General features: G+C 40.9%; 11 protein-coding genes. 4 read left to right on the top strand and 7 right to left on the bottom strand.

All coding sequences use genetic code 11. The features are described 5' to 3' along the window. Positions 1-45 precede the first annotated feature (45 nt). The 4 genes from NLF99_RS02310 to NLF99_RS02295 form a co-directional block, all read right to left on the bottom strand. Positions 46-1,320, bottom strand: a complete 1,275-nt coding sequence (locus NLF99_RS02310) for a sugar MFS transporter (protein ID WP_254526591.1) — start codon at positions 1,318-1,320, stop codon at positions 46-48. A 269-nt stretch (positions 1,321-1,589) separates the two neighbouring features. After that, positions 1,590-2,015 (bottom strand): hotdog fold thioesterase, encoded by a 426-nt coding sequence (locus NLF99_RS02305; RefSeq protein ID WP_185211397.1) that lies wholly within the window; start codon positions 2,013-2,015, stop codon positions 1,590-1,592. Continuing rightward, positions 2,005-2,541 (bottom strand): DinB family protein, encoded by a 537-nt coding sequence (locus tag NLF99_RS02300; RefSeq protein ID WP_185215846.1) that lies wholly within the window; start codon positions 2,539-2,541, stop codon positions 2,005-2,007. The genes NLF99_RS02305 and NLF99_RS02300 overlap by 11 nt, the downstream gene beginning before the upstream one ends. Beyond that, positions 2,522-3,754, bottom strand: coding sequence for a HAMP domain-containing sensor histidine kinase (locus NLF99_RS02295; RefSeq protein ID WP_254526590.1), 1,233 nt, complete (start codon positions 3,752-3,754; stop codon positions 2,522-2,524). The genes NLF99_RS02300 and NLF99_RS02295 overlap by 20 nt, the downstream gene beginning before the upstream one ends. A 78-nt stretch (positions 3,755-3,832) precedes the next feature. Here NLF99_RS02295 and gltX point away from each other — a divergent pair, with 78 nt between their 5' ends. From gltX to NLF99_RS02280, 3 genes are all read left to right on the top strand, one after another. Next, the gene (gene gltX, locus NLF99_RS02290; protein WP_254526589.1) at positions 3,833-5,362 is read left to right on the top strand and encodes a glutamate--tRNA ligase; all 1,530 of its coding nucleotides are present in this window, start codon (positions 3,833-3,835) and stop codon (positions 5,360-5,362) included. 23 nt (positions 5,363-5,385) lie between these two features. Beyond that, entirely contained in the window at positions 5,386-6,261 is an 876-nt protein-coding gene (locus NLF99_RS02285; RefSeq protein ID WP_185211393.1) for a sugar phosphate isomerase/epimerase, read from the top strand. Positions 6,262-6,418: 157 nt separating this feature from the next. Then, on the top strand, positions 6,419-7,216 hold the full coding sequence (locus NLF99_RS02280) for a hypothetical protein (protein ID WP_254526588.1): 798 nt from the start codon (positions 6,419-6,421) through the stop codon (positions 7,214-7,216). A gap of 49 nt (positions 7,217-7,265) precedes the next feature. Here the strand turns inward: NLF99_RS02280 and NLF99_RS02275 are convergent, their stop codons facing one another. The 3 genes from NLF99_RS02275 to dapF all read right to left on the bottom strand — a co-directional run bounded on the left by NLF99_RS02275 (position 7,266) and on the right by dapF (position 11,983). Beyond that, positions 7,266-7,742, bottom strand: coding sequence for a hypothetical protein (locus tag NLF99_RS02275; protein ID WP_254526587.1), 477 nt, complete (start codon positions 7,740-7,742; stop codon positions 7,266-7,268). 496 nt (positions 7,743-8,238) lie between these two features. Then, on the bottom strand, positions 8,239-11,118 hold the full coding sequence (locus NLF99_RS02270) for a DEAD/DEAH box helicase (RefSeq protein ID WP_254526586.1): 2,880 nt from the start codon (positions 11,116-11,118) through the stop codon (positions 8,239-8,241). 76 nt (positions 11,119-11,194) lie between these two features. Then, positions 11,195-11,983, bottom strand: a complete 789-nt coding sequence (gene dapF, locus NLF99_RS02265; protein WP_254526585.1) for a diaminopimelate epimerase — start codon at positions 11,981-11,983, stop codon at positions 11,195-11,197. 192 nt (positions 11,984-12,175) lie between these two features. Here dapF and NLF99_RS02260 point away from each other — a divergent pair, with 192 nt between their 5' ends. Continuing rightward, positions 12,176-13,714, top strand: coding sequence for a Do family serine endopeptidase (locus NLF99_RS02260; RefSeq protein WP_185211388.1), 1,539 nt, complete (start codon positions 12,176-12,178; stop codon positions 13,712-13,714). The last annotated feature ends 381 nt before the right edge of the window (positions 13,715-14,095 follow it).

Below are 14,095 nucleotides of genomic sequence, written 5' to 3'. Positions count from 1 at the left end.
AAAAACAATGGAGTTAGTACACTAACCCCATTGCCTTGCTTAAATTTAAGCATGTGTCTTTTTCCTGACCTTGTGCCCTGAAATGGCATAGTATAAGATGTATAGATAACAAGGTAAAGCGATCCAATAAGCTTGGTGAGCACCTACAGAGTGTGACAATGCTCCATATAGCAATGGGATAACAGCTCCACCGGCTATACCCATAACTAGGATACCTGATGCTGCACTCGTGAATTTACCCACACCTTTCAATGCCAATGGCCAAATAGCAGGCCACACCAATGAGTTCGCTAAACCTAATAAACCAACCAATGTTAATGATACCATTCCGTCAGTGAAAATAATTCCTACCGTCAGGATGATACCTAAGATCGCACAAGATTTCAAAGCCGTCTCTTGAGAAAGGTATTTAGGTATGGCAATGATACCGATGATATATCCGACAACCATGGATCCCATCGTAAATGCCGTAAAGAATTTCGCTGTATTCAATGGAATGCCTAAGAATGTACCGTAAGCAATGATCGTATCACCCGCTAAAACTTCCACTCCAACGTATGCAAACAATGCGATAAACCCTAACAATACGTGCGGGAAATCAAAGATTGATTGTTTTGATTCGGTTAGGTTATGGTGTTCAGCATCTTCTTCCTCATCTCCTTTAACTTCCGGTAAATTAGATTTAGAGATCCAAAACCCAAGTAATACCAAAACTACTACGATGCCTATGTACGGGTTAACTACCTGTAGAGCAATCTTATCTAAAGCTATACTGGATTCTTCCGGACTCATGCTGGCCAATTGGTTCTTCACTTTGTCAGCCTCATCCAGTTTAAGGAAGTATCCGAGAATAATCGGAGCCAATGCACCGGCAAATTTATTACAGATCCCCATGATACTGATCCTCTTGGCTGCAGTTTCCACCGATCCAAGGATCGTAATATATGGATTGGATGCTGTCTGGAGAATGGCTAAACCACCTCCCATAACGAATAATCCTAATAAGAAAAGAATGTATGTCCTAGAATAAGCAGCCGGAATAAATAGCAAGGCACCTACTGCCATGATACCTAAGGAAACTGCCATTCCGTTTTTGAAACCAAATTTATTTAATACCCAGGTAGATACCGGTGCCATCACCAAGTATGCGATGTAAAAAGCGAAGGTCACAAAGTAGGATTGTACCTCTGTCAGTTCACATGCAATTCTCAAATAGGGGATTAATAGAGAGTTTAACCAGGTCGCAAAACCAAAGATAAAAAACAAGGATCCAATGATGATCATTGGCCCAACGGTCGATTGATTATTTTGATTACTCATAAATTTGATTTACAAATTAATAATAAGGTAGCTACAAGGCTAATAAAATAATTCGGTATTTTAAAACGCAAAATAACAAGCAATCGATTGCATCTGGCAGAAAAAATCTATTTATTCCACTCTTTCAGGAGTCTAGGAAGTCAGGCTACAAGATTTTTTAATTAATAAAAAAGAGACATTAAGCTAATGTCTCTTCTAAAAACCTAAACCGTATCATAAAACCATATAGATATGATACAGGTTCAACAGATGTTGGAACACATTGTTTTTTAGGCTGTCGGTTTTTTTATCACGGCAATGGTAAGCCTTGAAATACATACCAGCTGATTACGTTCGTTATGGATTTGTATATCCCAAACATGGGTGGTCTTGCCTATATGGTAAGCCTTGCAAGTTGCACGGACCAGACCTTTCGTGACAGGTCTGATGTGGTTGGCATTGATCTCCAATCCTACACCGGCCCATTCATTGGAATCGATGACCATATTGGAAGCTATGCTGCCTACAGATTCGGCTAATACGCAGGATGCGCCTCCATGCAATAGACCATAAGGTTGTTTTACCTTTTCAGTAACAGGCATTTCGGCCACTAGGCAGTCCGGAGTGATGGAAACAGCCTTGATGTCCAAGAAGCCGGTCATGTTGATGGCAAAAAGGCCATTGATTTCTTCTAGACTATATTCTCTATACCACATTGTTGTTTAAATTTTGATCTTTTAGATAACGGGATTTCAATAAAGTAACATGGTGGTTTAGGTGTCCTGCAATAATATATAAAAAGGCTCTCACACTGATCAAGCGGTCAGAAGCCATACCTTTTCTATTGAGTTCTGTTTCATCAAAGGAGTTGAACAGGAACATGTTTGCTTTGCGCAGGTGGATAAACTCTTCGGCGATATCGGCCATTTTTCTTTCGTTATGTCTTCCGTTGGCAACAAATTCATCCTGCTCAAAGGAAGCCAAGGCGGTCATGTCATTCCTGCCGAACCTCAGAGCTCTATAGGTCATGATTCGCTCTGCATCAAGGATATGGCACAGCACCTCTTTGATGGTCCATTTCCCTTCGGCATAAGAAAAAGTGCCCAATTCTTCCGGGATACTCGCAATAAATTCAGGAAAAGATTCAATTTGTTCATTTAATTCTTCCATTACATCACCAGTAATGGTTTCGATATAATCGTTGAAAATCGCTGGGTATTCGTCAGATTTGAGTGGGTTCATAGCGTAAATTACTTTTTAATACAATTCTAAATGTTGTACCTTTTCCTAATTCAGATTCTTTGACAAAAATTTGTCCTTTGTGATAATATACCATCCTCTTGGTCAAGCTCAAGCCTAATCCCCAGCCTCGCTGCCTGGTGGTATATCCTGGTTGGAAAATGGTTTCCCAATTTGATCTCGGGATTCCCTTTCCTGTATCACTAATGTCTATAAAAATTTCTTCTTTTGCAATGTTTTCCGAAATGTTGACCGTGATCTTTCCTTCGCCTTCGATGGCATTGACTGCATTTTTCAATAGGTTTTCGATGATCCAGTCAAATACCTGTACGTTCAGTTTAGCTTCCACCTGTTGGTCACCAGTCAACTCAAAAGATATCCTTTTACTGGTCCTTACCTTGAAATAATTCACGTAATCCTCCACAATCTTAAAGATGACCTGGTTTGATAATGAGGGAGTTGACCCGATTTTCGAGAAACGGTCCGCTACGATTTCCAGTCGCTGTACGTCCCTTTCCATTTCATCCAACAGGGAATTGTCCTTCCCCTGGTAGGTTATCCTGGCCAGTTCTAGCCAACCCATCATAGATGATATGGGGGTTCCCAATTGATGGGCGGCTTCTTTTGCCATACCGACCCAAACTAGGTTCTGTTCAGAATCCCGAATGGAGTTAAATACAGTATAGGCAACGATTAGGAAGACGGCGATCAAGGATAACTGTATATATGGAAAAATCCTGAGTTGGCTCAGCGCCTTGGAGTCATGGTAGTACACTAGCCATTTCTCGCCGGTATCCAAGGAAATATGGATGGGCGGATGGGCCTTTTTCATCTTAGCCAATTGCTTTTCGAAATAAGGCGGGTCATAAATTAAGGAAGTCGCTGAATCTTGTGTAGAAGGGTGGATATTTGTTTTGGTGCTATCCAGGTCTCTCCAAAAAATGATCTCTCCCGATTCCTTGGTGATAATGGCAGGTAGGGAAAGACTATCACGAACAGCATAGATAAAACTGATGAACTGATCATCTACATCGGGCATCGAAACGATGCTTTGGGTACTCATGGCCCATACTTCAGCTTTCGTCCGTTCCGACTTGGAAAGGCTTTTGACTAAATAATTGGAATAAAGCAACGATGCAGCAGCAATCAATGCCGCAAATAAAAAAAGGAAAAACTTCCATTGTTGTTTATTGTATCGATAGGGATGTTGCTTCATAACTCTTCAATTCAACCAAATTAATCATTTTAAGATTGCTACGAGAAAGAAAAGTAATAATTGCTTAATTTTGTGGTTATGAGTTCAGACAAAAAAGTAAGGGTCCGTTTTGCACCTAGTCCTACAGGCGGATTACATTTAGGCGGCGTTCGTACCGCATTGTTCAATTATCTTTTCGCGAAACACAATAATGGCGAGTTTATCTTACGCATTGAAGATACCGATCAGACCCGTTTTGTGCCCGGTGCTGAAGAATATATTATGGAATGTTTAGCATGGTGTGGTTTGAATCCCGACGAAAGTCCCAACCATCCAGGCAACTTTGGCCCTTACCGTCAAAGCGAACGTAAGCCTTCTTATAGAAAGTTTGCTGAAGAACTAGTGGAAAAAGGCTATGCTTATTACGCCTTTGACACGGCAGAAGAGCTGGAAGAACAGCGAAAAATACATCCTAACTTCCGCTATGCCCACGATAACCGCATGAGCTTAAGAAATTCCCTTTCCCTAGGGCAAGAGGAGACAGCGCGTTTGTTGGCAGATGGTGCCGCACATACCATCCGCATCAAAATGCCTGAAAACGAAGTGGTTTCTTTTGATGATATGATCCGTGGTCGTGTGAGCTTTGAAACAAGCCTTGTTGATGATAAGGTTTTGTTGAAAGCTGACGGCATGCCTACCTACCACCTGGCGGTAGTAGTAGATGATAGAGCTATGGAGATTTCCCACATCTTCAGAGGTGAAGAGTGGTTGCCATCTGCTCCAGTCCATATTTTGTTATGGGATTATTTAGGCTGGAAGGATGAAATGCCTAACTGGGCGCACCTTCCATTGATCTTAAAACCAGATGGAAATGGAAAATTAAGTAAACGCGATGGAGACCGTTTAGGATTCCCGGTTTACGCCATGAATTGGCAAGACCCTAAGTCAGGTGATCTTACCACTGGATTCCGCGAAAGAGGCTTCCTTCCAGAAGCATTTATCAATATGCTAGCCTTGTTAGGTTGGAATGATGGTACCGAACAGGAACTGTTTGACATGGATGAACTGATCCAGAAATTCTCTGTGGAGCGTATCAGCAAGGCCGGAGCTAAATTTGATTTCGAAAAAGCTAAATGGTACAACCAAGAGTGGATCAAACGTGCACCTAATACCGAACTTTTACCCGAAGTGAAGGCTGTATTAGAGAAACATGAGGTTCAAATTGCTGAATTTGGAGATGATTTTGTGGAAACTATTCTTGATTTAGTCAAAGAAAGATTAACTTACATAGAAGATTTTTGGGAGCAAGCTTCATTTTTCTTTCAAAAGCCCGCAAACTATGATGTCGATGCAGTAAAACCTAAATGGAATCAAGATAAAACAACTTTCTTTAATGAAGTAGCTGATTTATTTCAAGAACAATCTTCTTGGGATGCTACAACACTTGAACCTCTATTTAAACAGAAGATATCGGACTCAGGAATGAAGATGGGAGAATTGATGATGCCATTCCGTATCATGTTGGTTGGAGGAAAATTCGGACCCGATGTATTCAAGATTGCTGAGGTATTGGGCAAGGATGAAGTCATCGAAAGAATCAAGATTGCTGTTCCAAAATTTCAAGACTAAGAACTCAACTTAAATCAAATTATATGAAACAACTTAGTAAATTGTTTGTAGGATGCTTGGCCGTTGCCTTGGTCATTTTCTCATCCTGCTCTAGCAATGCCCCTGCAGCAAAGGGAACCGTAAAGGCTAAAGGCCCATTCCCTGAAGAAAAGTTAGGTTGGCATTTAGGTTCTCAAGCCTATACCTTCAGACTATTTTCTTTTGCAGAAGCATTAGATAAGATCGCTGCGGCAAACCTTCGTTATGTAGAGGCTTTCCCTGGTCAAACTGTAGGCGGGGGTAGCTCAGAAAAAATGACTTATGAACTTTCTCCAGAAGGACGTCAATTAGTGAAAAAACTTTTAAAGGACAGAGGGATTACCGTTCATGCTTATGGTGTAGTAGGTGCAAAGGATGAAGCAGAATGGGAAAAAGTATTCCAATTTGCTAAGGACTTTGATATTAAAGTAATCAATGCAGAACCAGCAGAAAATCAATTGGACTATATCTCAAAACTTTGTGATAAATACGATATCAAAGTTGCCATCCATAACCATCCAGATCCATCGCATTACTGGAATCCAGATGTAGTGCTTAAGGCCCTAGAGGGAAGAAGCAAAAGAATGGGAGCTGCAGCAGACGTTGGTCACTGGATGAGATCGGGATTAAATCCGATTGAATGCCTTAAAAAACTTGAAGGCAGGGTTTACCATGTTCACTTTAAAGATTTGAACGCCTTCGGTGATAAAAAAGCGCATGATGTGATCTGGGGAACAGGTAAATTAGGAATGAAAGAGGTACAGGCAGAATTAAAGCGCCAAAATTTCAAAGGAATGCTTTCTGCTGAATACGAATATAACTGGGAAAACAGCCTTCCAGAAGTTACTGAAAGCGTGGTAAACTTTAGAGCCGCTCTTTAAGTACAAAATGAATTATCGAATGGGCAATAAGGCAACTTATTGCCCATTCTGTTTTTAGGTCTCCTCCACAATCTGTTCACAATTGTTTGGAAATTAAAGAAATACACAATTGTAAATTGGGTATATTTATACATATATCATCCGCAATACTTCGTTTATGAGAAATTCCCTGATCAGCTTTATTCTATTGCTTCTTTTAATGATTTCATGTCAAGAAGGAACCGAAAACAAAACCAATAAAGATGTATTGGATCTGAATAACTCCAATTTTGATGAAAATGTCCTAACCATTTTTGGGAATTGGATGGCAGAGGAAAATAATGTTAGTCTTGGTTCCTTAATGGAACATGAACTGAGTGATGAGAAGCTGGCATACCGGATCAAAGATCCAATTATAAGTGCAATCCATATTCAGGTTCCAAAAGCTGATTTTGGGTTTCTCCTGGAAAGCCCTTTCAAAGACAGTATCGCTTCCTATGGACCATTGTTCTTCAAGACCGTTTCGGTAGTCACCGATCTCCATAAAAAACCTATCGCCTACCAGGCCTTAGCTTTTTATAGATCTTTGGCGACGAGGGATAGCATACTATCTATCCTATATAAAGAATGGGGAAAGCCTGATCTTGAAACTGTAGTAAACAAATCGATTGGGTTAAAAGCCCAAGAATGGATATTGAATGATAGAACCATACAAATAGTGCCGTTCAATGCTAAAGAACTAAGCCTGTCTTCATCAAGCCCTGATGACGATTATTACCAAGTTGACTTCCTAATGATCGATAATGCGCATAAAGAGGCGCTCAATAAGGCACATTACTATGAGTTTACAGAGGATATTGAGATAGAGGGAAAATTAAGGAACCATACTTATTTCGACTTGAAGAAGAATCAACTTTTTGCCGATAGGTTTTTGTTATATAGCGAAGAGGAAAAAGATAAGGGGGCAGGGAATTAAGTTTTAAAAGATACTTTGTAAGGCGTTAGTCAAAGTATCATTTTCATTCTTAATAGTTTCGGATCCATTGTTTTAGGACTTTCCGGTCTGAAGGAGCTTCTTTCCAGATTTCTATCCGGTAGTGATCATTGGGGTTGCGGTCATCAATTCCATTGTAAGGGTCATTAAGGTTATAGGAATAAATCCTGACCCTGTATGCCCCATTTTCTAATGGCACAGCGAGAATAGTTTCGCTATTTGGACAGTCTTGGATTTCCATAACCCCTGAAGTTATCTCCAGGCTTCCTTCCACGATATGGTCCGCTTGAGGATCAATGTCCTCATTTGGGGCCTCTAAAGTTTCCAGTTCACCCTTGACAATGGAGAAGTCGTTTTCAACGGCAACTCCCAACGTGTTTTTTTCCACCGCTAGGCGCTCCTTTAGCGCCTTGTCGGTCCAAAACTCCAGATCGTCCATTTCACTGACCTCAGCTATGTTCACCAAATAGAACTGGCCATACTGCGTGAAAAAATCGAGTTTGTACATTTTACTGCTTTTTAGGTGTTAATTGTATTAATGTATAAATATATTTAATTCGATTATTAAATAATGGGAAAATATGTAATTGTTTAACCACAAAAAAGTTTTATGCCTTAATATCAATAATCTGAGAAAACAAAACAGTCTTTTTAGGAAAAAGAATGTCGGCTAAAATTTAATTCAAGCTAATATTTGTGTAAATAAGTCAGATAAAAAATTTTACAGCTATAACCGAAATCTATTGTAACTTTTGCCTATTAGGTCTATGGTAGATTTTCTCTAGATTAAGTTCAAAATAGAGTGGGGAATTTAGAGTAATATTTTCCTTAATAATTATTGAGAAGTTAATATTAGTGCTGTTTCAAGATAAAATTGAAATATGAGCCAAATGAAAATGTGGATTTCAAGGTAGGAATATAGAAATGTGGCAGGAATGTTAGAAATACCTGATTTTCAATAAAAATACTTGTGCTGTCTGAATTGTAATATTTTCAGGGAAGAATTAACTAAAAAGTTCATTGATATCCTCTTTGCTTAGTGATTTCACGAAGCTCTCTTCTGTACTGATGAGTGAACTGGCCAGGGACTTCTTCATTCCCTGTAGAGCGAGGATTTTTTCTTCAATACTATCCTTGGCTATAAACTTATAGATGAATACATTTTTGGTCTGTCCGATTCGGTGGCTACGGTCAATGGCTTGTTGTTCGACTGCAGGGTTCCACCAAGGGTCTAAGATGAACACATATTCCGCTTCCGTTAGGTTCAATCCGACACCGCCAGCTTTAATGGAAATCAAGAAGACTTGGGTTTCCTCGTTTTCCTTAAATTCCTTTACGGCATTGTTCCTATCTGTCGTAGAACCGTCCAGATATGCATAACGGATTTTGTTCTTGTCAAAATAATCCCTGAAAATCTGAAGATGCCTTACAAATTGGGAAAATATCAAGACCTTGTTACCTTCCTTTAGGATGGAATCCATGGTCTCTATCGCGGCATCAAATTTTCCAGAACCATCCTTGTATTGGCTATCGATCATCAGCGGATGGTTTGCCAATTGCCTCAATTTGGTAAGCCCCTGTAACAAGGCAATCTGGGTCGCTTTCCCTGTGAAAGCACCGTCCAGCAGTGCATTTCTATATTCCGATTTTACCTTTTCGTAATATTCAGACTGCTCCTCGGTCATGCTGCAATAGAAAATCTGCTCCGATTTCGGTGGTAATTCCGTCGCAACTTGAGACTTGGTCCTTCGCAATACAAAAGGTTTTATGATAGCCTGTAGGCGTCTCGCTTTTTCCTCATCCTTTTTCTTTTCGATGGCCAGGACGAATTCCTTCTGGAAATAAGTGTAACTGCCCAAAAGGCCGGGGTTGACAAAGGACATCTGCGACCAGATATCAGCTACCGAATTCTCGATAGGGGTACCACTCAAGGCCAGTTTGTTCTTTCCTTTGATGTGTTTAATGGCCGAAAAAGACTTAGACCTTGGGTTCTTAATGTTCTGGCTCTCGTCCAGAATAATATAATTGAAGTAAAAGCCTGATAGCAGCTCTTCATCAATTCGCGCCACCCCATAGGTCGTGATCACCAAATCAAAATGACTGAAGGCAAAGTTGTTCTTGCTGCGGTAAGTTCCGGTATGTAACAATACCCGCAATTTAGGCGTAAACTTTTCAGCTTCCTTCTGCCAGTTGAATATCAAGGAGGTCGGTACGATCAACAGTGAAGTTTTAGGCTGGTCGGCGGCCAAGGTTTCTTTCTGCTGCTGCAATAGCGCCAAGGTCTGAACCGTCTTTCCTAGACCCATATCGTCTGCTAGAAGGCCGCCAAAGCGGTATTCCTGCAAGAAGTGGAACCAGTTGTAGCCAGCCTTTTGATAAGGACGTAAAGAACCTTTAAATTCTTTCGGTGTCTCGATGTCTGCGATCTCATCAAACTCCCCAAGTTTGTTCAACTTACGCTGCATGCTGACTTGGGTATGTTCGGTGACATCGTTTAACAATCCAATATGTGTCCGATTTAATCGAATGCCCTCCTTTTGTGATGAAAACTGGAATAGGTGCTCATATTGAGAGAACCATTCCTGTGGAATGATGGCTATTTCACCATTTGGCAATTCAAATTCTTGGATCCTGTTCAATATATGCTGACGAAGATTGATGAAAGGTATTTCATATTCCCCGAACCGTACGATTGCGGATATGTCAAACCAATCGTTCTTCTCGGTGACTTCAATGCTGATACTGGTCTTGCCGATCAGGAATTTCTTGTCATTATGGTTTTGGACGATATGGAAGCCAGCTTCGGTCAATTCCGAAAGGTGTTCATTGACCCATTCGATGCTGGAAATTCGATAGCCATTGATCCCGGTAACAGGCAGGTAGGAACCAAATAGGGCGTCAGCACGCTCCAATCCATAATCTTCTAAGGTTTTGGCTTTCTTTTCCTCCCATTGTAGGGACCTTTTTATCCTATAGAACTGATGGGAATCCTTTTCCTTGTCATAGACATAACGGACCGTCACAGGGTGCTGTGCGCCTGCAGGAAAACTGTATTCTCCATATTCAAAATACAGTTGCAGCTGCGCCTCTTGTTCTGGGCAATAGACAATCCTAAGTTGAGGGATGGCCTGTTCCCTATAGTTGATGATCTCTAAACCTTCGGCATATACATGGTGCTTTTCAATCAGCGAGGTCACAAAGGTTTCGAAGTATTTTTTCTCCGTATTCCTTGGGATTGAAATAAAGCGTTTGTTTAAAAAGGGGGTCAATTTCTTGCCCTCAAGTTCTTCATCGAAATAATACAGGACATTCTCTAAGAGCAGCCAAGCCTGTTGGTTGACTATCACATCCGCATTCTTGTACATAAATTCCATGCGGAGCCCATCATATTTGAGGGTCGGAAAATAGCGTGTTTCCGTTTCATTCCTTCTGAAATGGAAAAGGATACTGGTTGGTTTATCCGCTATTTTCAGTTCCAGCTCTGCAGGATATCCATCCTTGCTCATCAAGAACAGTGGCTTATCGCCAATGTTGTTCAGTATATGTAATAAACGGCTTTCGATCTTTGGACGTATATGCTCGTAGATTTTTTGGTCAAAGATCTTGGAGAAGTAATCAGCGGGACGGATTGCTTTTTTATGGAACCGTTTGATCAACTGTGTCTGTTCAATTTCATCGCAAAGACGGATCAGTTCATAATCGACTTCATCTAAGGCATCCGAAAATTCATCTACGGTATTGCTGAAAACCCTTTTATAGGATAGGGAATAAGATCCATTTTGGTTGAGCTGTACAATATGGGGTTCAATGAGGTAGCCCAGGTAGGGGTGCTTCCCTAATGAGTAAACCAAACGATAAGAAGTTATTGTGTCGACCTGCTGCATCCTATACTTTCCGTAGAAAAAGCTACTAATATACGTGTATTAGGTCTTTTTCTCCAAAATTAAGGAGGTTAAATTATTATGAAATATCGATTTTTCCTTGAAATACTTGGATTGCAGGTCCCGAAAGATAAACTTTGCTGAATTGATGCCCTATTTTGTGGAAAGAAATGTGAAGCTGTCCACCCAATACTCGGATCGGAATCTGAAAATCACCATCTTTGCCGGACTTCAACGCCACACTCATTGCCGAAGCAACCGCCCCCGTTCCACAGGCATAGGTCTCATCCTCTACGCCACGTTCAAAAGTCCGCACAAAATACCCGTTTTCTTCCGCTTGGATAAAGTTTACATTGATGCCTTTCTCGCCATAGGTACTGTTGTTTCGGATCGCATGGCCATCTTGGAAAACATTTTTATGTGCTAAATCTTCTACAAACTCAACATAATGAGGAGAGCCTGTGTTTAGGACAAATGCCTCTCCATCCATACTGTATTCATTCACGTCAATCATGCCAAGGTTTACAGTATTTTGCTGGATTTGAGCATCATGTCTTCCGTCGACTGCCAAAAAGACAGTATCGCGGGAAATGATTCCAAGATCCCTGGCAAAAGCAACTAAACAACGCCCTCCATTTCCACACATGGTCCCTTCTTTCCCATTTGCATTGAAGTAAAGCATTTGGAAATCATAATTATTTGTATCTTGAAGAAGCATCAATCCGTCTCCACCAACCCCAAACCTTCTGTCACAAAGCTCTTGGATCAATTGTTGGTTATTGGCATCAAACGAGCCCTTTCTGTTATCAATCAAGATAAAATCATTGCCTGCACCCTGGTATTTGTAGAATTGGATTTCTTTTGACATTTTGTTGAGTTTCTGCTGTAAATTTAATATTCTTGTTACAATAAACCGAACTTTTGTTAAATCTTGTTAAATGCTTGACATAGCAGGCTTCCGTTAACATTTTTTAACTGACAAAAGTCTTTAAGGCCTTCTGAATGGTATTACATTTGAATTAGGAAACATAAATTAAAAAAAGTTAGATTAATTATAGATATGAAAAAGATAGGTGCAACTTTATTAGCAGCCATCATAGGAGGAGCCATAGCCGTGGGTGGGTTTAAACTCTTCGAAAACAAACAGATGGACAACATGACGTTTGAAGAACGTCAAAAAGTATATTATGCAAACAACCCCGGCGAAGAGATTCTTTCTTCTACCGGAAATCCGGATTTTACCCAAGCTGCAGCGGCAGTCTCTCCGGGGGTCGTACATATTCAAGTAACAATGGCAAGCCGTGGTAACCGTGGTGGTGGCGGTTCACCTTTCGATATGTTCGAAGAGTTTTTTGGCGTCCCACAACAACGCGGTCAGGCTCGTCCTGCAACAGCGTCAGGTTCTGGGGTACTGATCTCTCCTGATGGATATATCGTAACCAATAACCACGTGGTGGAAGAGGCCGATAAAATCGAAGTGGTCTTGACCGATAAGCGCAAGTACGAAGCCAAAGTGATCGGTAGAGATCCAAACTTTGACCTTGCCTTAATTAAAGTAAATGCTACTGGCCTTCCGATGGTTAAATTAGGTAACTCAGATAACGTTCAGATTGGTGAGTGGGTGTTAGCTGTAGGTTATCCCCTAGGTTTACAGTCTACCGTTACTGCTGGTATCATCAGTGCAAAAGGCCGCCGTATCGGTATCTTGGACGAACCGACCCAAGGCCGTGGATATGGTGGAATGGGGCAACAAGAACAAATGATCAGCAATGCTGTTGAATCATTCTTACAAACTGATGCCGTTATCAACAGAGGTAACAGTGGTGGTGCATTGGTTAATGCCAGAGGCGAACTGATCGGTATCAACTCCGCTATCGCTTCACCAACCGGTACTTATGCTGGGTATGGATTCGCTATCCCAATTAACCTTGCTAAAAAGATTGTCGATGACTTCAAGGAATTCGGAAGTGTTAAACGTGGTTATGTAGGTGTGACCTTTACAGAGATCAACGATCAATTACGTGCTGAAAAAGGTATTGAAGATGTAAACGGACTATATGTACGTGATGTATTGAAAGGTGGAGCTGCAGAAGCTGCCGGCATTAAATCTGGTGATATCTTGACCAAGGTTGAAGGCCGTGTCATCTACGGAACTCCGGACCTACAGGAATACGTTGCTCGCTTACGTCCTGGTGATAAAGTGAAGATCACTTACAAACGTGACGGTAAAGAGAAAGACGTTTCATTGACCCTGAAAGGTGAAGAAAGCAAACCGAAAACTGAAGATGCTGAATCTAGTGCATCTGCAACAGAGATCTTCAATAAATTAGGTGCTAGTTTTGTTCCTGCAAGCAATGCGCGCAAACAAGAATTAAACATCAAATCAGGTGTAGTTGTATCACAAGTACACAGAGGTGGTGTTTTCGAATACTTCGGCGTTGAAAGAGGATTGGTGATTACTGAAGTTAATGGTAAACCTGTAAACAATGTTGATGATGTAGAGGCTGCTCTAGGTAGCACTCGCCGAAACATCGTCCGTATTACCGGCGTACCTGAAAGAGGTAGTACCGTTCAATTCAATGTTCCATTGAAATACTAGTAAAAATATTAAAAAGCAAAAGGGGCCACATGGGATTGTGGCCCCTTTTGCTTTTTAGACTAATAGTCTAATAGACATAAGGCACAAGACCGTAGAACCTGCCCTAACGAGGGATTTCATTTAGTTAAGGTTGTCAGGATTTTAGAGAGAAGAGCCGTACAGATTCTTCACTGATTGATCAGAATCAGAAGTAACTCAATAACATTGCCCTCTGAGGGTTGTATTGCCCAAATGTATCCCTTAAGCTGTCCAGTTGAGGCACGAAACATATCGGAATATTACGCACCTAAAGTCCAATTAGCGTCCTTAATATTCGCGTACAGGTACTCAATCAGAGATTGAGGATGGCAAGACCGAGTCTATCCACGAGCCATTCAGTTA

The organism is Sphingobacterium sp. LZ11T8, from assembly GCF_024261425.1.
Taxonomy (GTDB): Bacteria; Bacteroidota; Bacteroidia; order Sphingobacteriales; family Sphingobacteriaceae; genus Sphingobacterium.
Note: the sequence above shows the minus strand (reverse complement) of the source record. Positions and strands in the feature narration are given on the sequence as shown.